The following is a 21,088-nucleotide window of genomic DNA, read 5'->3' as shown; positions in this document are numbered from 1 at the left end:
CTAGAGAATTAACACCATTTGAAAGGTAAAAGAAAGTGTCGTAGCCGTGTTTGGCTGTTTACCCGACCATGTTAGAGCTAGATTCCAACACTTTAATAGGCGCCCGGCGTGCAATAAGCCGGCGACGCCCCGCCTGATCAAAGCGCACATCAATCACAGGATCATTGGCACTTCCTTCAACCGCCGCTACTTCACCTTCTCCAAAAACCGCATGATGGAGCCGTTGGCCGGGATAAAAGTTAGCTTCTGCAGAATAGACCGCCGTAGGCGCTTCAACTGACGCCGCTGACAACACAATATCATCACGACCCAGCCGAGCCAGGTAACGCTGAACCAGACCAACAGACGACACCTGCAACGAATTGTCGGGGTTCTGGGCGCTCGACAGGCAGGACGCTACGCGCATGCTGTCCTGCCAAGCGCTTTCGGCAATAAAACGGCTGGGGCGATGAGCCCCCCCGTCATGAAGCATGAGTAGCTGCTCCTGAGCGCGGGTAATCGCCACATAGAAGAGCCGACGCTCCTCCTCAAAGCGCTCATCATTAAGTGGGTTGTCACGACTGTAGTGAGGAAAATCCTCCTCATTGACGCCGACCACTGCTACTAAGGGCCACTCCAGCCCTTTGGCACCGTGGACAGTACTAATCAGCACACCGCCAGCCTGGTTCTCTACCGGACGCTCTAGCAGTTCAATAAAAGCGTCTGGATCCTGAACACTTTGCGCTTGCTCAATTAGCACATCGAGTAAGCGCACGTCCTCTTCGCCTTTATCCCGCCTTGTCGCTGCTCGCTTAAGCGTCTTTTCTGCTTCGATGCTTTCCACCACATGCTTTAATAATTTGGCCGGCGGCCAGCCGCTCAGCTGGGGCAAGTCACATAGCAGCATCCAGCGTTTTTTAAGCGTACGTCGTTGAATCGGCTTTAGCTCTGTAAGTATGGGATCATGCCGCTCAGGCCACTGCTGGGTAGTGGCCAGCTGCTGTGACAGGCGTTGTAGCCGCTCTCTGGCAACGAATGGGGTCGGTTGAGAAAGTAGCAGTAACAGCTGTTGCGGGTCACGCAGCAGATCGGGGCGGCGCGATAGTTTTAAATATCCCGCCAATGCCTGCACGAGGGGCAGCCGAAAAACAAAGCGGTCCTCTCGCTGCAAGCGGAAAGGAATGCCCGCTTGCAGCAAGGCTAACTGAAACGGCACCGATAGCGCCCAGCTACGAACCAGTAAGCAGGTCTCGTGAAGCGCTCGCCCCTGCGCTTGCCAATCCATCAATGCGTCGAGCAGTAAACGACTCCCCTGACCCACGAAGAGACGCGTCTCAGGGTTATTGGGCGCCGCCAGGCACAGTTGGTTAGGACGGCGCTGATTAGCAAGGATGGCATGATTAGCCGCTAGCGCTAACGCATGGCCATGACGAAAGGTGGTCGATAATGGATAATCCGTGGCTTCGCCGAACGTGGCCGTGAAATTTTCGAGCATGGTATCTGGCTTGGCGCCGCGCCATTCGTAAATACACTGATTGGCATCCCCCACTGCCATCACATCGGCACTACGGCCCACCAGCACAGCCAGTAGACGCTGCTGAGCGGCGTTAATATCCTGATATTCATCAATAATGACGTGATCCAAAAACCCTTCAACACGATCACGCAGAGCGCTGTCGGCCTCGAGCGCCAACAGCGGACGATAAAGAAGGTCGGCATAGGTCATTACCCCTTCCGCCTCTAATAGCCGTTCCGCCTCGGCAAAGGCGGCGGGAAAATAGTCTGTGTCAGGGTCGAAGTTGAGCCGTTCATACAGCGCTTCGGGGGCGATCATTTCCGCCTTCACTAAGCCACAAAAATGGGCTAACGCCTCAAGCCTGTCTCCTTCCAGGGCGGCATCGCGGCGTTCCACCATATCGCGCAGCACGTTAATACTCGCTTGACGAAGTAAGCGCTCCAACTGCCATTCGGCTGATAATAGCCGTCGCGGGGCGAGCGCTGACCATCGACACAGGCTTTGGGTTAAGCGGTGCCCCAGCGAGTGGAACGTGCGTACATCCGGCAGGGCCTGCCCAGCAGGCGCCATGCTGGTTAATCGACGCTGGAAGTCATCTTTGGCGGAGCGGTTAAACATCAAGACCAGAATACGCTTGGGGGGCACCCCGCTGGCTAATAAATGCAGTACCCGTGCCGCCATGGTGGTGGTTTTACCGGCGCCAGCCACGGCAGCTACACGGGCATTACCAGCAGGGTGATTGACCACTGCTTGCTGTTCAGCCGTTAACTTCACGACACCTCGCCTGATTCAGCGGCATCCAGCTGACCCAACACAAACCAGCGCCCTGCACTGGTGATGCCAAGCTCAGTAATACCGTTGCCCGTCTCACGGGTCTCGGCAACATCCACCAGTTGGTAATACACATGACGATGCAGACGCGCAGCCAGCCCAAAACGCACCGCCACCTGCGGCACCGCTTCTCCTTGGGGCGTTAACGTCACCGAGAGCGGATGCTCGTCATCCAAGCGAACCACATCGTCAAACTGAGTAGTGAACCACCAGGCATCATCATGGTAGTCGGCTTCAACAGCGACCAACGGTAAATCTTCAACGCTGATGCGCCAGCGCTCGGCGGGCGTGACCAGACAATAACCTTCATCATCGAGACGCAGCAGTGTTGCCAATAGACGCGCCACTTTGGGGCGGGCAAATGGCTGCCCTTCATGCCACCATGTGCCGTCGGCATGGATACACAGGTTCATGTCGCCCAAGAGCGCAGGCTGCCATTTCTCCAGCGGTGGAATAACGGCACCCTCGTCGTCGCCACGTTGCTGCAGCAATCTATCTATATTCATTTCGCCCACCTCGCTCTCGCATGCTTGACACCCATTACGCTACAAAAGCCCTGACTGCGCCAATGAGTCTTTAACATGTTCTGGGGCATCGGGCACGGCGCCACGAAAAAGCCGATAAAAATTGGCAGTGGTTTGCATGGCAACTTCATCCACACTAATACCCCGCTCCATGGCGATACATTCAGCCACTTCCACTACCCAGGCCGGCTCGTTGGGTTTGCCGCGATAGGGCACTGGGGCTAGATAGGGACTGTCAGTCTCAATTAACAAACGGTCCAATGGCAGCTGGCGTGCCAGTTCTCGCAGCGCAGCAGCATTACGGAAGGTGATAATGCCCGACAGTGAAATATAAAAACCCAGCCGAACCGCTTCTCGAGCCATCGCCAGATCTTCAGTAAAACAGTGTAATACGCCTCCCACTTGCGGATTGCCATATTCACGCAATAACGCCAGCGTTTCCTCTTTGGCTTCGCGGGTATGGATAATCACCGGCAGTTCCAGTTCCCGCGCAGCGATCAAGTGCCGCTTAAAGCGCTCGTGTTGAACCTCAATGGGGACGCTATCCCGATAATGATAATCCAGCCCGGTTTCACCAATGGCGACCGCGCCGTACTGCTCGGCGGCCTCTTTTATATCTTCAACGCTAGGCTCGTGCTGGGGGGTATGTAAAGGATGCAAGCCAGCGGAAATGGCGACATCATGATGGGCACGGGCAATCGCTGCTAATTGCGGCATGTCATCCAAGTTCACCGCTACGGCAAGAAATTGGCTGACATGGGCGGCGCGGGCAGCCGCCAGCGTGGCGGCGATATCGCCTCCATGGGTCTTATCGGATAAACGGTCTAGGTGGCAGTGCGAATCTACAAACATGTGGTTCTCAACAAGAAAAAAGTCATAACAGGCTAATCGTAAAATAGAATTCAGAGCGTGAATGACGGTGCGGCTTTATCCAGCTGACCGGCCAGCAGTGTTTCTATACGGTCTCGCACCGGGTAATCCTGTTGGCTGAAGTGGACGCCAATGCCGGGCATACGTCTGCCGCTTACCCCTTCGGGCGATACCCAGACCACGTTACCCGTCAGCGAAAGACGTTCGCTATCACCAGGCAGGGTGAGGAGTAAAAATACTTGCTGGCCGAGCGCATAAGGCGTTTGGGTAGGAATAAAAATGCCACCGCGATCCAGAAAAGGCATATACGCTGAGAGCAGTGTCGGCACATCTGGAACGGTGAGCGAAAGCGCTTTCTGAGCAGCCATGATGACCTCGCTAGATTGCCATGAAAGAGGAACGTTAACACCACTATGAGCGTAGCAACGCCGCCCAGCGAACTAACCATGCTTCAAGCACCAGCTGAGGGTTTGGGTTAGCCCCTACCGCCAGTAGACGCCGCTGTTCTCGGGCATAATCCAACAGTCGAAACCAATCCTGCACACGACCATTTTTAACCGCTTGGCGATAGAGCGGCTCAAGATCAGGATTATGCAGCACCTCGGCTTCGCCGGATAAGCCCAGTCGAATCAAGTCTTCAAGCCAAGCGATACCGTACCATAAGATGCCGTCAATCGCCTGCCGATCCAGCCGGGCCGCCTCTGAGACAGGCTCGCTACCACGCACTAATTGCTCAAAACAGTCATGGATCTGGTGACGCAATGCACGCTCTTCGGGCACCGCTAGCTCCACCGCCAATAACGGTAACCCGCCCGCCACTTGCCACCAGAAGTAGGCTTCATCGGCACTGTTGAGTTGCTCAATTAACCAACCGCGACACGCCTCAAACGCAACACTGGGTAATGACCACTGCTGGCAGCGGGAGCGGATGGTCGGCAGCATTCGCGAAGGTACATCCGACAGTAAGATAAAGAGCGTCTTATCGCCGGGCTCTTCCAAGCTTTTAAGCAACGCATTGGCCGCCGCAATGTTCATCGCTTCGGCGGGAGAAATCACAATAACCCGGTAGCCGCCCTGTTGCGCCGTTTGTGAAACAAACCGGTTAACATCGCGAATAGGATCGATACGGATCTGTCGTTTGCCCTCTTCCGGCGATACCCTCATCAGATCTGGGTGATAACCCGACGCCAGCATGGCGCAGCTATGACAATGGCCGCAGGCCTGCTCCCCAGGTGCCGCGCACAATGTTCTAGCAATCAACGCCTCGGCCAACTGCTGTTTACCCACCCCATGAGCGCCATGGATGAGTAGCGCATGGGGCATGCGGCCACACTGCGCCAAGTGGATTAGCTGTTGCCAAATGTCTTGCTGCCAGGGCATAACACCGGTTAACGCCATGTGGCTACTCGCGTCGCTAGCGTCTGACGAAGTTGCGCCTGCACATTATCAAGCGAATGCTGGGCGTCGATCACCGCAAACCGTTCAGGTGCGTCTGCGGCCCGGGCCAAGTAGGCGTCGCGCACCGCCTGGAAAAAATCAGCCTGCTCCTGCTCGAATCGATCCCGCTGCTCATGCCGGGCGCTAAGACGTGACTCTAATCGTTGCTTTGCCGCCTCTTGAGGCATATCCAGCAACAACGTTAGATCAGGGGATAACCCCTGCTGCACAAAATTTTCCAGGATCGCGATACGCTCTTTGGCAATGCCCCGCCCACCACCTTGATAGGCGAAGGTGGCATCGGTAAAGCGATCACACACCACCCAAGCACCTCTTTCCAAAGCAGGCAGAATTTTTTCTGCCAAATGCTGTGCACGCGCAGCGAACATCAGCAAAAGCTCGGCGTCCACATTCAGCGACTCTTGAGGGGCGGGGTCCAGTAACAGCGCTCGAATAGCTTCGCCTCGTTCGGTGCCTCCTGGCTCACGAGTGCGTACCACTTCCAACCCTTCGGCTTGCAAACACTCGGCGACAAAGCTCACATTGGTGGATTTTCCTACGCCTTCACCACCTTCCAGCGTAATGAAACGTCCACGCTTGGTCATCATCGGCTCCTGGTATGGCCCCTTAGCGGGGTAACGAATCATGTTAATTAACGGTTACGAATGTAGCGATTAACGGCGTTATTATGTTCGCGCAGCGTACGCGAAAACTGGTGTGTACCATCGCCCTTAGAAACGAAATAGAGCGTTTCTCCTGGCAACGGATTGACTGCCGCTTGTAATGAAGCACGCCCCGGCAGGGCAATCGGCGTCGGCGGCATCCCATCGATCACATAGGTATTATAGGGCGTCGCCTCGCGTAGGTCTGCGCGTGTAATCCGCCCCTCATAGCGCTCCCCCATGCCATAGATGACCGTGGGGTCTGTTTGCAGGCGCATGCCTTTTTCCATTCGGCGTTTAAACACGCCGGCAATTTCGCGCCGCTCCTCTGGAGCACCGGTTTCACGTTCAATCAATGACGCCATAATCAGCGCCTCATAGGGCGTTTCGATAGTTAAATCGTCGTCGCGCTCGGCCCATACCTCTTCAAGTATGCGCTCCATCCGGGTAAGCGATTGACGCAAAATATCAACATCGCTCATACCCAGGTGATAGCGGTAAGTATCGGGAAAAAACCACCCTTCTGGGAACGTGTCTTCACGCTCAAGCAGCGCCATTACCTCAGTATCGCTTAACGTCTCGGTACGATGCTCAAGCTTCGGTGCCGCATTGAGCAATTCACGCATCTGCGCAAAGGACCAACCTTCAGGAATCGTCACCGAGTAGGTAACCACATTATTGCTGCCTAAAAGCGCTACCATATCAAGGCCACTCATTTCAGGCAGCAGCTTGTATTCACCGGTTCTTAACGGCGGGACTCGCTCAGGCTCTACCTGGGCGAGCAAACGAAATGGCCAGCTATCCTGCACAACGCCCTGTGATTCCAGCTGGGCAATCACCTGATTAAACCCTGCCCCGGAGGGAACCTGATAGAGCATGGGCTCATCCAGGGCTAGCGGCGCCTCTAATCGGCTCTGCCAATAGAAATAACCGCCTGCTACACCACCAGCACCGAGGACGACTAACACCAAAAAAGCGGTTAATAACCGTTTCAACATGACACCTCTACAAAAATTGCCAAGCAATCGGTCACCAGACGCCTATTAGTTCAGGCCAACCCCTAGTGTCCAAATAAACCTAACGTTCAAATAAACCTAATGCTCAGATAAACTCTGACAGTCAGATCAACCTTGAGATTTAAGCAAACCCTAGTAGCTGGTGCGCCAAATGCTGGAAGGAATCAGCACTGCACGTTGGCCAGCGCTTTAACAGCGAGCCATCCGATGAGAGTAACGTGGTTACCGGCCACACGCCCTGCACCGAGTTTGCCACCCACAGCTGTTCGACGTCAGCGAGGTGAGCAAGTGGCAGCGACGCTGGGGTGACGGCACCTTGCTCAATTAACGCCGCACGCAGGGTGCCTGCCACGCCGCACTGCTCAAGCAAAGGCGTAAACACCTTGCCTGCCTGACGCCAGAACACGTTCATACTGGTGGCTTCCACCACCACGCCTTCGCTATCGGCAAGCACACCTTCGGCAATTGTGGTGTCGCTCCACTCTTGCCGGGCCAGGACGTTCTCTAACCGGTTAAGATGTTTAATACCCGCCAGCCGAGGCTGACGGCTTAGACGTAACTCGCATAAGCGCACCGTTACCCCTTGCCGCCAGCGCTCAACGGAAGGTTGAAAAGGCGCTCTACGACTCAACAAGCGCGGCGTTACCTGCTCAGGCAATGCATAGCCGCGTCCTCCACTGCCACGCGTCAGAATGAGCTTAAGCACCTCCAACGCCGTGCTGACACCGCCCTGCCAAGTAGCGTCAAGGAACGCCTGACTCGGCAATGGCATGCCCAGACGCTCACAGCCTAACGCCAACCGGTCCATGTGATACTGCCACAATACAGGCTCCCCGGCTCGCAGCAGCACCGTTTCAAAAAGGCCATCGCCATATGCCAAGCCACGATCGTCAAATGGCACGTGAGAAGCCGTGCATACCGGCGGCGGCATCATCCACTACACCTTTTTAAATAACAGCGAGCCGTTGGTGCCACCAAAGCCGAAGGAGTTAGAGAGCGCTATATCAATACGCATATCTCGCGCCGTATGGGGAACGTAATCCAGGTTGCAACCTTCCTGCGGGTTATCCAGATTAATGGTGGGCGGCGCTACCTGATCACGAATAGCCAGGATACTGAATACCGCTTCAACCGCACCGGCGGCCCCCAACAAGTGACCAATCATCGACTTGGTCGAGCTCACCGCGACACTGTTGGCAGCGCTACCGAGGACATTCTCAATGGCACGACTTTCGGCTAAATCGCCAGCCGCCGTGGAGGTGCCATGGGCATTGATGTATTGCACTGCTGACACATCTACCTGGGCATCTTTAATCGCGTTGCGCATGGAAAGTGCAGCCCCGCGACCATCTTCCGGCGGAGAAGTCATGTGATAAGCATCATCGCTCATGCCAAAGCCTACCAACTCAGCATAGATATTGGCACCACGGGCTTTGGCGTGTTCATACTCTTCAAGCACCAGTACGCCAGCGCCGTCAGACAGTACAAAGCCGTCCCGATCGACATCCCATGGGCGACTTGCCGCTTCTGGATCATCATTGCGCGTAGACAGTGCACGAGCAGCAGAAAAACCACCCAGGCCTAACGGCGTTGTAGCCATTTCAGCCCCACCGCACACCATCACGTCCGCGTCGCCATAGGCAATAGTGCGGGCGCTGTAGCCAATATTGTGGGTACCCGTGGTGCACGCAGTGGTAATAGCGATATTCGGGCCTCTAAAGCCATGCTGGATCGCCATATTGCCCGAAATCATGTTAATGATCGAACCCGGCACAAAGAACGGCGACACCTTACGGGCACCACCTTTATTAAGCGCGTTGTGGTTATGCTCAATCATTGGCAGACCACCAATGCCTGAGCCGATAGCCACACCGATGCGGTCGGCATTTTCTTCGCTACACTCGATACCGGCATCCCTAATCGCTTGCGCGCCCGCCGCCATACCGTACTGAATAAACAGATCCATCTTGCGGGCATCTTTAGGATTCAGGTACGGACTAATATCGAAGTTCTTGATCGACCCGCCAAAACGGGTGTTAAAACCACTGGCATCAAAGTGTTCAATAGGCGTAATACCGCTTTTGCCAGCCAGGATGTTGGCCCACGACTCATCCACACTATTGCCCACCGGGGTCACCAGGCCTAACCCAGTTACCACTACCCTTTTCCGTGCCATCAGCTTTCCTCCAGGCATCCATGGTGACGCGACCCACTTGGGTCATTTGCTGCTTAAATTTGGTCAACAGTATAACGGAGTTTGAACGTTATAAGCATTGTGGCAGCAAAGCAAAAAAGCCGCCCTGGAAAAGGACGGCTTTTAAGGCGGGTGACTAGCACCCCACCCAGGTTCGATGCATCGACGCAGCCCTTACTGGTGGGCGTTTACGTAATCGATAGCTTCTTGAACCGTGGTGATCTTCTCGGCTTCTTCATCAGGAATTTCAGTATCAAATTCCTCTTCCAGAGCCATTACCAACTCAACGGTGTCGAGCGAATCAGCACCCAAGTCTTCTGTAAAAGAAGAGCTGTTTTGGATGTCTTCTTCTTTAACGTTCAGGCGCTCTGCTACCACTTTTTTAACGCGCTCTTCAATAGTACTCATCAACGTACTCCAGTCGTTCACATTAGCCGTTTTTGATAACCAGCTATTTGGAAACCGCAAGCCAAAAGCTGCGGGGTAGTTTATAGACGCCCTTGGGTCGACGCAACCGCCAAGCCCAAGGCCATCAACGCATATTCATGCCGCCATTCACGTGAAGCGTCTCGCCAGTAATGTAGCCTGCTGCATCACTGGTCAAAAAGCCCACCGCTGCGGCGATCTCTTCCGGCGCTCCTAAACGAGCCAACGGAATTTGTTTGAGCAACATTTCGTGCTGCGCCTCAGGCAGTGCTTCGGTCATATCGGTGGCAATAAAACCAGGCGCCACCGCATTAACCGTAATGGCACGCGAGGATACCTCACGGGCCAGGGCGCGGCTAAATCCTTCCATACCCGCCTTAGCAGCAGCATAGTTAGTTTGGCCCAGGTTGCCCATCGTTGCCACTACCGAACTGATTGACACAATACGCCCAAAACGTGCCTTGGTCATACCCCGTAGGCACGCCTTACTGACACGATAGACAGATTTTAAGTTGGTATCCATTACGGAATCCCACTCATCTTCTTTCATTCGCATCAGCAAATTGTCGCGCGTAATGCCAGCGTTATTAACCAGCACGGTGGGCGCACCAAAGCGCTCAGTGATCGTTTTCAATACACTATCAATGCTCGCCTGATCAGTCACATTAAGGCATATCCCGGCGCCTTCAATACCATTTTCTTTAAGATCAGCATCAATTTTCTCCGCCCCAGCCTCACTGGTAGCGGTGCCAATCACAATACGCCCCTGACGGCCTAGCTCATGGGCAATGGCCTGCCCAATCCCACGACTCGCCCCTGTTACCAGGGCAACTCTACGTTCTTGTGTCATAACGCTCTGCCTCTAACCGTGTAATCAAGCAAGGATAGCGGAATAAAATATTCTTTGTTCACGCTTTTCCCGACAGCGTTTCACGCGCAAGTTCAAGTGCCGCATCCAGGCTATCAGGATCATTTACCGCTAATCCCTTACTGCCTTTTACGATACGCTTATTGAGGCCGGTCAGCACCTTTCCAGGCCCGCACTCAATAAATATCTCCACGCCCTGTTCGGCCATCGCCTCAACACAAGCGCTCCAGCGCACGGGTTGATATAACTGTTCGATTAACCGTGTGCGTAGTGTAGCGGTATCGGCGTGAGCCTGCGCGTCGACATTTTGAATGACCGTATAGCGTGGCGTCCGGAACTCAATATCCTGCATGGCGTCAGCCAGACGCTCTGCCGCCGGGCGCATCAATGCGCAGTGAGAAGGCACGGAAACCGGCAGCGCCAGTGCACGTTTGGCGCCAGCCTCCTGACACGCCACGATCGCCCGATCAACGGCCTCTTTACCCCCCGCGATAACCACTTGTCCCGGTGAGTTATAGTTAACCGCCGACACCACTTCTCCCTGGGCAGCTTTTGCACAGGCAGCTTCCACCGCCTCATCCGCCAAGCCAAGAATGGCGGCCATGCCACCTTCACCCGCGGGCACCGCCTCCTGCATCGCTTCGCCGCGCAGGCGCACTAAGTTGACGCCTTCGGCAAAACTCAAGACGCCAGCGCATACCATGGCGCTGTACTCGCCTAGACTATGGCCTGCCATGATCGTTGGGCGCGGTCCTTCAAGCTCCTGCCACACGCGCCAGATAGCAACGCTAGCAGAAAGCAACGCGGGCTGAGTGCACGCTGTTGCATTAAGCGCTGCGTCGGGGCCTTCCTGGACGACTTTCCACAAGTCATAGCCCAACGCATTCGACGCTTCCTCAAATGTCGTTCCCACCACACTATAGCGCTCGGCCAGCTCTCGCAGCATTCCCAGCTGCTGAGAGCCTTGCCCGGGAAAAATGAGGGCAAGGGGTTGAGACATGTCGTTCACCTTTGCTCTAGTAGGCATTTGCTCATATGAGCGATAGGCGAGGTTATTGGCACATCCTGATGCCACCTATAAACCCGCAAAAAATTAACTATTTATTATCAAGACGCGACCCGCAGCCTTGCCTGCACTTACTCCCTTGCAGTCAGGCTCGGTCATCTTCACCCGGGCTGCGCGACGCGGTTTTGCTAGCTGACGGGTACTGTCCAGCGCCCTGCAATCCGGGCAGGCAAATTATGCTCTACCTCCTGCAGGGCGCGCTGAATAGCGTAAAAAAAACCATTGGCATGGGCACCGCCGTGGCTTTTCACTACAATGCCGCGTAGCCCTAGCAAACTCGCTCCGTTATATCGCACTGGGTCAAGCTCTTGCTTTAAGCGCTTCAACACAGGCTTGGCAAGCAGGCTTCCCAAACGACCACTTAGGCGCGATTCAAACGCCATTTGTACCCGCTCAACCAACATGCTCGTCAAGCCTTCGCTTGCCTTTAGCACGGCGTTACCGACAAAACCATCGCATACCACCACATCAAGCTGACCCTTAAACAGGTCACCACCTTCAGCGTACCCCTGGTAGGCAAACGTCGTGTCAGCTGAGTATTGACGCAGCAGGCGGTCAGCTTCACGCACGCTGTCACATCCCTTGGTGGCTTCGGCGCCCACGTTTAGCAACGCTACTCGCGGCACCGCTATACCATCAATACACTGCGCCATCGCCGCCCCCATGAACGCAAAATCGACCAGCCGGCTAGCGGGAGAGTCGACATTGGCACCTAGGTCCAGTAAATAGCAGCGATGCCCCTGCCGAGAGGGAATGGCAGTACTGATCGCTGGCCGAGAAATATTCTCGACCAGCCCCAGCTCACGCCGGGCTAGCGCTACTAGCGCCGCGGTATTCCCCGCACTGACGCCAGCAGCGGCTTCGCCTGCGGCAATGCTTTGCAGCATACGCGCCATGCTGGTGGCATGCCCCCTGCGTAATGCCCAGGCAGCCGTTGCCGAGGGCATTACGCTATCGGGCGCGTCCCGTACCACCAAACGTGACGCTGCCGCAGCCAGAGGCTGCGGCAAGCGAGAAAGCTCAGCAATCACTTGCTGACGCGGACCAAATAGAATCAGTTCAAGACCGGGATGCTCCATCACGGCCTGAGCGGCGCCTGCAATCATAGCATGTGGGCCTTGGTCGCCCCCCATCACATCAATCGCTAGGCGCATACTGCACTGAGTCCGTTTAGCCGCTAATAACGCGATTGAGGCTTATACCTCAATCACTTTACGGCCACGGTAGAAACCGTCCGGAGAAATGTGGTGACGCAGGTGGGTGGTACCCGTCTCTTTGTCCTGCGACAGCGTCGGAGCAGTCAGTGCATCGTGGCTACGACGCATGCCGCGCTTGGAACGAGTTTTACGGTTCTGTTGAACTGCCATGGGTGTTTACTCCAAGGTATCAAGGTAAAGGATGCTTATTTTTTGCCTTTTAAGGCATTTAGCACCGCGAATGGGTTTGTCGCTGGCGTTGTTTCTGACGCCGCGCCTTCTGTTTTGCTGACCAGCTGCTCCGCCGAGACATGACATTCGGCTTCATCGTGATAGACCACCTGGGGCAAGCTAAGAATTAATTCATCCTCAACCACCGTCAGAAGATCCAGCTGTTCTTTTTCCACCAGCACCGGTTCATGACTAGCAGGCAACTCGGCCGCTAAGGCTTCATCAGTGACCATTCCAAGCAAAAAGTCACTGTTTACCTCTTGAGGCAACGGCACCAGGCAGCGTCGGCAGGCAAGCGCCAACGTTGCTTGCAAGTGGCCACGAATTTCACGACGGCCTTGAGCATCAACGCCAAACTCGAGCACGACATAACAGTCGCCGGCTTGGTCACCTGCTTCTTCGGCAAGACGTGGCAGCTTATCAAGCGCTACCAAGCCTTCGATTCGTTCGTGGCGGGCTGCAAGCTTATAGGGCTCAACCCGGCTGGGGAGTTGTGAGGTCAACATAGGCGCGCAATGATAGGCACTCCCCTTGCTGGTGTCAAAGCTGTCGGAATATTTCTTCATCGTTTCCTCGCTAAATTACCAACGTAGGCACCCTTGCTTGCTTTCGCTACACTCTATGGCATTGATTTTTTTATCAGCACAACCAGAGCTTCAGGAGCTATTTGTGACCTCATCATCCCACCACGATCCATCGGCACCCGAGCTGGTACTTGCCTCCAGCTCACGCTCACGACGCGAGCTGTTAGATCGTCTCCACCTTCCCTATCAGTGCCTCTCGCCCAATATTGATGAAACACCTCTTGAAGGCGAAACGCCTCACGCACTGGTGCATCGGCTAGCGCTCAGCAAGGCCCATGCTGTTGCGTCGCAGTTTTCACATCACTGCATTATCGGTTCCGATCAGGTGGCAGTCTTTGAAGGGGATATTCTGGGTAAGCCGCACACCCAAGCCAATGCTCGCGCCAACCTTACCCGCTTCTCCGGTCAGCGCGTTACTTTTCTCACCGGACTAGCGCTGCTGGATACCCGCCATCAGCGCCATTTCGTCCATGTCGAGCCTTTTGAGGTGGAGTTTCGCACCCTGACCAGCCAAGAGATTCACAACTACGTTGCCAAAGAGCAGCCGCTAGACAGCGCCGGCAGCTTTCGCATGGAAGGCCTGGGCATTGCGCTGTTTGAAAAGCTAACTGGCAATGACCCCAATGCGCTGATGGGGCTACCATTAATCGCGCTCTGCGGCATGCTGCGTCAAGTGGGCTTAGATCCCCTCAAAACGGCTTAAAAACGTATCGGCGTGTTGGGCGCACTAAGGCCCAGCACTTCGGCGACCACTTGAGTAAAACGACGCGTCAACTGATCAAACGGCCCCAAGCTTGGGGTGTAGTCCACCCAATGGGCCTCACCGACCAATTCGCGCGATACCTGCTCAAGGGTGCCCAACTGATCGACCAGCCCCAACTCAATGCTTTGCTCACCACTCCAGATCAGGCCAGAAAAAATAGCCGGACTGCTGCTCAGCCGCTCGCCACGACCGGCACGCACATCGGCGATAAACTGGCGGTGGGTCTGATTAAGCACGCTCTGCCAAAACGCTTCTGCGTCTTCGTCGAGGGGTTTGTAGGGGTCTAAAAACGCCTTGTTTTCCCCGGCGGTGACTACCCGCCGTTCAACGCCGATACGCTCAATCGCCTCCTCGAACCCAAAGCCTGCATAAATAACCCCGATAGAGCCCACCAGACTTACCGGCGACGCCACGATTTCATCCGCCGCTGCGGCAATGTAGTAAGCGCCGCTGGCACCGACATCCTCAATGACCGCGATGATCGGTTTGCCGCCCTGCTCTCGCAGCCGCATGATCTCCGCATAAATACGCTGAGACTGCACCGGGCTGCCGCCTGGGCTGTTGATATGCAACACCACCGCAGCGCTACCCTCCGCCTCCCAGGCACGCCCCAACCCCTGAATAATGCGTTCCGCATTGGCGGGGGAATCGCTGGCAATCACGCCGTTGACCTCAACAATACCCAGATGACGCTGGGTCGTCGTCACGCCGCTCGGCGCGCCCCAAAACAGGCTGTAAAACATGGCAAACAGGGAGGCTAGCACCACCATTAGCACCAGCAGGCGGAAAAACAGTTTCCAGCGACGGGAGCGCCGCTGTTCTGTCAGCACACCGCCGATCCAGTGATCCATCATTTCCAGCTGCGCAAGGCGCTGGCGTTCACGCAAGGTTTCCGCATCATCTCCCGGCGCGCCATGCATTGGCGGCGTGGCTTTGCCTGACGCCACTTCTGGCCCTTGAGTCCAGCGATCCTGCGTCGTCTCGGGATGATCGCGACTGGCAGGCCCGTCTTGTTCGCTATGCTCGCCATGTTGGCGAGACTGGTCGTCACTCATAATATTTCCTTATGCAGACACAGGCTGCTAACCATGCAACCGATCAAACAGCTCGTCGACACTATCCACCACCCACTTAGGACGGCTTAGCGCCAAGCGTTCCGGCGCATGTACGCCATACGTCACGCCGATACGATCCATACCGATCGCGCGTGCCATCTCAAGGTCGTATTCGGTATCGCCTACCATCACTGCTCGCTCCACCGGTACCGAAAGCTCTTCTAGCAGCTCTGCCAGCATTTGCGGGTGGGGCTTTGAACGCGTTTCATCGGCAGTGCGGCTGGCATGAAACCACTCGCCGCTTCCCGTTTCAGTAAAAATGCGGTCGAGACCACGGCGGCTTTTGCCCGTCGCGACGGCCAACCGTTGTTGCTCACGGCCGCGCAGACGAGCAATCTGCGCCTCAACCCCAGCAAAAAACAGCATGGGAGTGGTATCCGCCGTGACAAAGTGGTGTGAGTAACGTTCGCGAAGCCGCTCAGCCTGGGCGGGCAAGATGCCTGGACAAAGCTGCGCAATCGCTTCAGGCAGCCCTAACCCAATAATATCTTCTACCTCCGCCGACGAAAGCGCACCCCATTCAGCCTCTATAGCCGCCGCCTGCATGCACGATACAATGCGCGGCACGGAGTCCATCAAGGTGCCATCCCAATCAAAGATAACCAGCTCGTACTGCATCGTCGCTCCTGTACTGATAGGGATGTTTATTGGCGGGCACGCGTTAACGCCTCTTCCAACGCCTCTGGCAGCGGCGCTTTCACGGTCACCGGCCGGCCGTTAGTGGGCTCAGGAAAGGTCAGTGCTCGGGCATGCAGAAAAAGCCGCCCCAGCCCCAGCTGTTTAGTAAGCAGACCGCTGTCTCGGGTAGCGTACTTATCGTCGCCGAGCAGCGCATGCCCTGCGTGAGCGGCGTGGACACGAATTTGGTGGGTACGCCCGGTGACTGGCTCAGCTTCTATCAGAGTTACTTTTTCGAACGTTTCGACGACCGAAAAATGGGTACGCGACACTTTGCCATTAGGATCCACTCTGACCCGCCTCTCGCCGTTTCCTGCGTCATAGCGATCCAAACGAGCACTTTCATAGGTTTTACGCGCCGGCCAGCGCCCACTCACCAACGCTAGATAGCGCTTATCCATACCGTGCTTTTTTAATGATTCGTTGAGGGTCACCAGGGCGTCGCGCGACTTGGCGAGCAACAAGCAACCCGACGTATCGCGATCTAAACGATGAACCAGCTCTAAGAAACTTAGATCATCGCGCACCTGACGCAACGCCTCGATCAAACCTATTTTAACGCCGCTGCCCCCATGCACGGCCAGGCCAGAAGGCTTGTTGAGCACCATCCAGTCGGGCCCTTCCATAATAACGCTGCCGACCAATAGATCGCGCAAGTTATCGCTGACATCCTTCACCGCCTCGCGAGGGGCCAGGCGCAAGGGCGGAACACGCACCAAGTCGCCCGCCTGCAAACGATAATCGACCTTTACACGTTTTTTATTAACGCGCACCTCGCCTTTGCGCACGATACGGTAGATCAGCGCACGCGGCGCTCCTTTTAGACGCGTCATGAGAAAATTATCAATTCGCTGCCCAGCCTGCTCCGGGGCGATATCCACCCACTGTACTTCGCGCCCTTCGGACATTACCGCTTGCTCCTGCTGTGGTTCGATGACACCCGCTAAAAGCCGCATTCTAACGTAGACCCAGAGGCATTGCGTCAATTGCTGGTTGTTGCCTTTACTGTTATATTCAAAAACGTTCACCAGCCAAGCGCAGAACGCTTTTTGTCTAGCGCAAGTGGCTAACTGTTAACAGACTGCTAATAGCTAGCTACTTGGTTAATTTGTTGGCTTAAAGCATCAACGCCGAGCTTGGTTAATGCGCCTGCCCGACTAACACGCAGGCCTGAACACGAAAAACGATATCAGTGTACGCATTGCCCGTTTTTCCAGTAACAAACGCAGATCGAAAAAAATGTAGTAACTCTGACGCCTGTTCTGTTTGCCGGCAGAGGAAAGTAAGCTTAGCCCCTGAGGGCAGGTTAAAAAATGTAACAACGCCACGCCCTGAGCAGCCCCTCCTTTCTCGTCACAAGGCGCTGACTGACTCAGGGCGACACGTTCAACGCTGTGCCGGTGGCCGGCGTTGGTGAATCGATGAATGCCAGGTGTTGGCGGTGTCAGCAGGGCCGGATGGACGTGACAGCCACCGGAACACGTCCTGCCTCCGCCACGTACTCAACGCCCTATTGGCCGGGTCGGCGATGACGACTTCCCGGCTTGACGCGTCAGCATTGCAATGCGCCGAGCACAAGCACGCAGCACCCAGCGATTCGCCTTCGTCACCTTATAGGCAGTTCGCCGGCACGCAACGCTATGCGAGACACTATGAAACGGATGCTTATTAATGCGACCCAGCCCGAAGAGCTGCGCGTCGCCTTAGTTGATGGACAACGCCTTTACGATTTAGACATCGAATCAGGCGCACGAGAACAGAAAAAAGCCAATATCTACCGCGGCAAGATCACCCGCGTAGAGCCCTCACTGGAAGCCGCCTTTGTCGACTACGGCGCTGACCGTCACGGCTTTTTGCCGCTTAAAGAAATTTCCCGCGAATATTTTGTAAAAGACGTGTCAGGACGCCCGAGCATTAAAGAAGTGCTCAAAGAGGGCCAAGAGGTCATCGTACAGGTTGATAAAGAGGAGCGCGGCAATAAAGGCGCTGCCCTCACTACCTTTGTTAGCTTGGCGGGTCGTTTTTTGGTGCTGATGCCCAACAACCCGCGTGCGGGTGGCATTTCACGGCGTATCGAAGGCGATGAGCGTAGCCAGCTCAAAGATGCCATGGGGCAACTGACCGTGCCCGATAAAATGGGCCTGATCGTGCGCACCGCGGGCATTGGCCGTAATCCGGAAGAGCTTCAATGGGATCTTGACTACCTGGTACAAGTCTGGGAATCCATTACCACCGAAGCCGCTAAGCGCCCGGCCCCGTTCCTAATTTATCGTGAATCCAACGTCATCATTCGCGCGATGCGCGATTACCTGCGCCAGGATATCGGCGAAGTATTGATCGACAGCCCTGAAATTCACGCCGAAGCATTGGGCTTTATCCGTCAGGTAATGCCCTCTTATCAGCAAAAGATCAAACTTTACGCCGATGAAGTACCGCTTTTCTCGCGTTTTCAGATCGAATCGCAAATCGAGACGGCCTATCAGCGCGAAGTGAAGCTGCCCTCAGGTGGCTCGATTGTCATCGACCATACTGAAGCACTGGTTTCCATTGATATCAACTCCGCCCGCGCCACCCGCGGCAGTGATATAGAAGAAACAGCGCTGCAAACCAACTCTGAAGCCGCCGATGAAATCGCCCGTCAGCTACGCCTACGCGATATTGGCGGTCTGGTGGTGATCGACTTCATCGATATGGGGCCCGCGCGCAACCAGCGTGAAGTTGAAAACCGCATGCGCGATGCGCTTAAGCTTGACCGCGCACGCGTCCAGATTGGCCGTATTTCTCGCTTTGGCCTGATGGAAATGTCTCGTCAGCGCCTGCGTCCTTCGCTCGGAGAAACCAGCGGTGTGGTCTGCCCTCGCTGCAACGGGCAAGGCACCATTCGCGATGTGCGTTCGCTATCGCTTTCTATCATGCGCCTGATCGAAGAAGAGGCCATGAAAGAGAACAGCGCGCAAATCCGCGCCATTCTGCCAGTGCCAGTCGCCACCTACCTGCTCAATGAAAAACGCAGCGTATTGGCAGACCTTGAGTCCCGCCAAGGCGTTCGGGTCGTACTGCTGCCTAATCCTGACATGGATACGCCGCACTACGACGTTCAGCGTTTACGCGATGACCATCTGGACGAGGATGACAGCCAAAGCTTATCGAGCTTTGAACTGTCCACCGATACAGAAGTAGGTAAAGAGCCGACACCGAGCTTTGTAGCGCCTGCTCAGCGTGCTGAAGCGGCCGTAAAAAGCGTTACGCACAACGCACCTGCGCCCGCCTCACTACAGACTGAAGAAAAAGCGCCTGCGGCGACTCAATCCCCTGCCGCCAAGGCACCCGCGACTAGCGATCAGCCCAGCGTTATAGGCCGCTTCATGCGTGGTTTCGCCAAGCTACTAGGCAGCGACGAGAGCACTGCCGAGCCCGCTCCTGCGGCACAACCTGAGACACCGGCAGCGCGTAAGCCAAGCGAGCGTAGAACCACTCAGCGTAGTAGTGAGTCGCGTCAAAAATCGTCTCGTGGCGATCGTAGCGACAGCACTAATAAAGCCGAGCAGCGCGCCGATAGCAACACTGATAACGGGCAAAAGACTGAGCAGCATAGCAATACGACACGCTCAGCCAATGACGAGAGTAACGATAAACGCAGCGGCCCCAACCGTACGCGCAATCGTCGTCGTCACCCCCAACAGGACGATGCCAACGGTCAAGAACCAAGCCAAAAAGCATCGCGCAAAGAGAGCCAGGCGGATAGCTCAAAAGATGCTTCTGCAAAAGATGCTTCTGCAAAAGATAGTTCTGCGAAGGATAGCTCGGCAAAAGATGGCGCTGCGAAAGAGAGCAATAAAGGCAAGACCAGCACTCAGAAAGAGGCTCGTCGCGACAGCCAGCGCGGTGAAACAGCCAAGCAGACCGAAAATCAGCAATCGGAAAACAAGCAGGATGACGGCAAGCCGAAGCGTAGTCGCAACAATCCACGCAATCGCACGCGCACCCAGGCGATCAATCCGCAGGCCGAAGCCGAGCAGCTAAAACTGCAGGCCGAAGCACCCAAGGAAGCGCCAGAAGAAGCCGTTGCCCAAGCGAGTGCGGCGCCTAGTGATGTAGCGCCTAGTGATGCACCAGCATCTGACGCAGCGACCGCCAAACCAGCGGAAGACACCACTGCTGCCTCTGCAAACGATGCCACTCAGCCAACACCGCTCGCGACGTCCAACGCTGTTGACGCTACTGACGAAAGTGAAGCAAACACATCAGTGGAAGTGCCGACAGAGGAGGATAAGGCCAAGACGCGCAAGTCGACCCACCAGCGTCGCCAGCCTAAGGCAGCTCCAGAAGCAGCGGATGAAAGCGTGACGCAAGCTAAAGCGGACTCGACGCCGAGCGAACCGGTCGCCGATGACGCGAAGCCAGCAGCATCGTCAACGACTGAATCGGCTGAGTCAGCGCCAGCAGACGCCACGCCTGCCTCCACCGAGGCAAAGGCAGTCGCGCCGACAGACGAATCAGCTGATGCTCAACTGGCTGAAGGCAATAGCGACACAACCGCCCCTGAAGCCATTGAGCCGCCAGCCGACAATGTGGTCGACCCTGCCTCTGCCGTTGAGGATACCTCAACTCCGGCGCCGTTCAATAACGCCGAGGTGGAGCAAGTCAGCGCTGAGCGCCAGCCGGACGCAGACGTGACGGCCGAGACGCCTACCACGTCGTCTGAAGCACTCACTAGTGAGCAACAGCCGCAGGAAAATCACCAAACGGCGAATGAATCATCAGCGCGTGACGAAGAGCGCGTCGACGAAGAGTCGCGCAATGAAGCGTCACAAAACGAAGTGAAGCGCAGTGAACAAAACAGTGTCGAGGCCGCAATGTCTCACGCACCGGTGGCTGAGGCAGTAGCCCAGTCCGAACAGCCGGTCGCTGCTGAAGAGTCTTCTGAAGCCACTGATGAAACGTCCGCTAAAACGCCGGTTGAAGAGGTGGCAGACACCCCCAAACCGCGTCGTCGCCGCACTCGGGCTCATAATGACCCGCGTGAAAAGCGCAAGCAGGCGCAACAAGACACTCGCTCCGAATAAACTGGTCAGCGTGTATGTGGTAACAAAAACCCCGCTCAGGCGGGGTTTTTGCATTGGCGCTTACGT

20 protein-coding genes are annotated in these 21,088 nt (G+C 55.7%); 2 read left to right on the top strand and 18 right to left on the bottom strand.

Annotated features, from left to right (window positions below; translation table 11 throughout):
- Positions 1 to 58: 58 nt before the first annotated feature.
- The 15 genes from ACFFLD_RS10550 to ACFFLD_RS10480 form a co-directional block, all read right to left on the bottom strand.
- Entirely contained in the window at positions 59 to 2,269 is a 2,211-nt protein-coding gene (locus ACFFLD_RS10550; RefSeq protein ID WP_386039893.1) for an ATP-dependent helicase, read from the bottom strand.
- A complete protein-coding gene (locus tag ACFFLD_RS10545) occupies positions 2,266 to 2,832 on the bottom strand; it encodes a DUF1285 domain-containing protein (protein ID WP_386039890.1) in 567 nt (188 codons plus the stop codon). The genes ACFFLD_RS10550 and ACFFLD_RS10545 overlap by 4 nt, the downstream gene beginning before the upstream one ends.
- Positions 2,833 to 2,871: 39 nt before the next feature.
- Positions 2,872 to 3,702 carry a TatD family hydrolase gene (locus tag ACFFLD_RS10540; protein WP_386039888.1) on the bottom strand — a complete coding sequence of 277 codons (831 nt, stop codon included), beginning with the start codon at positions 3,700 to 3,702 and terminating at the stop codon, positions 2,872 to 2,874.
- Positions 3,703 to 3,752: 50 nt separating this feature from the next.
- The gene (locus ACFFLD_RS10535) at positions 3,753 to 4,088 is read right to left on the bottom strand and encodes a PilZ domain-containing protein (protein ID WP_386039886.1); all 336 of its coding nucleotides are present in this window, start codon (positions 4,086 to 4,088) and stop codon (positions 3,753 to 3,755) included.
- Between the two features lie 43 nt (positions 4,089 to 4,131).
- A complete protein-coding gene (locus ACFFLD_RS10530; protein WP_386039884.1) occupies positions 4,132 to 5,118 on the bottom strand; it encodes a DNA polymerase III subunit delta' in 987 nt (328 codons plus the stop codon).
- A complete protein-coding gene (gene tmk, locus ACFFLD_RS10525) occupies positions 5,109 to 5,762 on the bottom strand; it encodes a dTMP kinase (protein ID WP_386039882.1) in 654 nt (217 codons plus the stop codon). Before tmk ends, ACFFLD_RS10530 begins: the two co-directional genes overlap by 10 nt.
- A gap of 47 nt (positions 5,763 to 5,809) precedes the next feature.
- Positions 5,810 to 6,817 (bottom strand): endolytic transglycosylase MltG, encoded by a 1,008-nt coding sequence (gene mltG, locus ACFFLD_RS10520; protein WP_386039880.1) that lies wholly within the window; start codon positions 6,815 to 6,817, stop codon positions 5,810 to 5,812.
- Between the two features lie 139 nt (positions 6,818 to 6,956).
- On the bottom strand, positions 6,957 to 7,769 hold the full coding sequence (pabC, locus tag ACFFLD_RS10515) for an aminodeoxychorismate lyase (RefSeq protein WP_386039878.1): 813 nt from the start codon (positions 7,767 to 7,769) through the stop codon (positions 6,957 to 6,959).
- A 3-nt stretch (positions 7,770 to 7,772) separates the two neighbouring features.
- Positions 7,773 to 9,011 (bottom strand): beta-ketoacyl-ACP synthase II, encoded by a 1,239-nt coding sequence (gene fabF / locus ACFFLD_RS10510; RefSeq protein ID WP_386039876.1) that lies wholly within the window; start codon positions 9,009 to 9,011, stop codon positions 7,773 to 7,775.
- A 192-nt stretch (positions 9,012 to 9,203) separates the two neighbouring features.
- Positions 9,204 to 9,437 (bottom strand): acyl carrier protein, encoded by a 234-nt coding sequence (acpP, locus tag ACFFLD_RS10505; RefSeq protein WP_008956801.1) that lies wholly within the window; start codon positions 9,435 to 9,437, stop codon positions 9,204 to 9,206.
- Positions 9,438 to 9,561: 124 nt separating this feature from the next.
- Positions 9,562 to 10,305: a 3-oxoacyl-ACP reductase FabG gene (gene fabG / locus ACFFLD_RS10500; RefSeq protein ID WP_386039869.1), complete on the bottom strand. Its 744-nt coding sequence runs from the start codon at positions 10,303 to 10,305 to the stop codon at positions 9,562 to 9,564.
- Between the two features lie 58 nt (positions 10,306 to 10,363).
- Positions 10,364 to 11,323 (bottom strand): ACP S-malonyltransferase, encoded by a 960-nt coding sequence (gene fabD, locus ACFFLD_RS10495; protein ID WP_386039867.1) that lies wholly within the window; start codon positions 11,321 to 11,323, stop codon positions 10,364 to 10,366.
- Positions 11,324 to 11,517: 194 nt separating this feature from the next.
- Positions 11,518 to 12,543, bottom strand: a complete 1,026-nt coding sequence (gene plsX, locus ACFFLD_RS10490) for a phosphate acyltransferase PlsX (protein ID WP_386039865.1) — start codon at positions 12,541 to 12,543, stop codon at positions 11,518 to 11,520.
- A gap of 42 nt (positions 12,544 to 12,585) precedes the next feature.
- Positions 12,586 to 12,756: a 50S ribosomal protein L32 gene (gene rpmF, locus ACFFLD_RS10485; protein ID WP_008956805.1), complete on the bottom strand. Its 171-nt coding sequence runs from the start codon at positions 12,754 to 12,756 to the stop codon at positions 12,586 to 12,588.
- Positions 12,757 to 12,791: 35 nt separating this feature from the next.
- Positions 12,792 to 13,322, bottom strand: coding sequence for a YceD family protein (locus ACFFLD_RS10480; protein WP_386040442.1), 531 nt, complete (start codon positions 13,320 to 13,322; stop codon positions 12,792 to 12,794).
- 163 nt (positions 13,323 to 13,485) lie between these two features.
- Here ACFFLD_RS10480 and ACFFLD_RS10475 point away from each other — a divergent pair, with 163 nt between their 5' ends.
- The gene (locus ACFFLD_RS10475) at positions 13,486 to 14,103 is read left to right on the top strand and encodes a Maf family protein (RefSeq protein WP_386039862.1); all 618 of its coding nucleotides are present in this window, start codon (positions 13,486 to 13,488) and stop codon (positions 14,101 to 14,103) included.
- Here ACFFLD_RS10475 and sppA read toward each other — a convergent pair.
- Genes sppA through ACFFLD_RS10460 form a run of 3 tightly spaced genes read right to left on the bottom strand, consistent with a single transcriptional unit; the run spans position 14,100 to position 16,864 of the window.
- Positions 14,100 to 15,218 (bottom strand): signal peptide peptidase SppA, encoded by a 1,119-nt coding sequence (gene sppA / locus ACFFLD_RS10470; protein ID WP_386039860.1) that lies wholly within the window; start codon positions 15,216 to 15,218, stop codon positions 14,100 to 14,102. The two genes, ACFFLD_RS10475 and sppA, sit on opposite strands and share 4 nt — an antisense overlap.
- A 27-nt stretch (positions 15,219 to 15,245) precedes the next feature.
- Positions 15,246 to 15,896, bottom strand: coding sequence for an HAD family hydrolase (locus ACFFLD_RS10465; RefSeq protein ID WP_386039858.1), 651 nt, complete (start codon positions 15,894 to 15,896; stop codon positions 15,246 to 15,248).
- Positions 15,897 to 15,922: 26 nt separating this feature from the next.
- The gene (locus ACFFLD_RS10460; RefSeq protein ID WP_386039856.1) at positions 15,923 to 16,864 is read right to left on the bottom strand and encodes an RluA family pseudouridine synthase; all 942 of its coding nucleotides are present in this window, start codon (positions 16,862 to 16,864) and stop codon (positions 15,923 to 15,925) included.
- Between the two features lie 744 nt (positions 16,865 to 17,608).
- Between ACFFLD_RS10460 and rne the strand changes: the two genes are divergently transcribed.
- Positions 17,609 to 21,022 (top strand): ribonuclease E, encoded by a 3,414-nt coding sequence (rne, locus tag ACFFLD_RS10455; RefSeq protein WP_386072451.1) that lies wholly within the window; start codon positions 17,609 to 17,611, stop codon positions 21,020 to 21,022.
- Positions 21,023 to 21,088: the final 66 nt, after the last annotated feature.

It is taken from the genome of Vreelandella sulfidaeris, from assembly GCF_042429665.1.
GTDB lineage: Bacteria > Pseudomonadota > Gammaproteobacteria > Pseudomonadales > Halomonadaceae > Vreelandella.
This window is presented reverse-complemented; position numbering and strand designations above follow the sequence as displayed.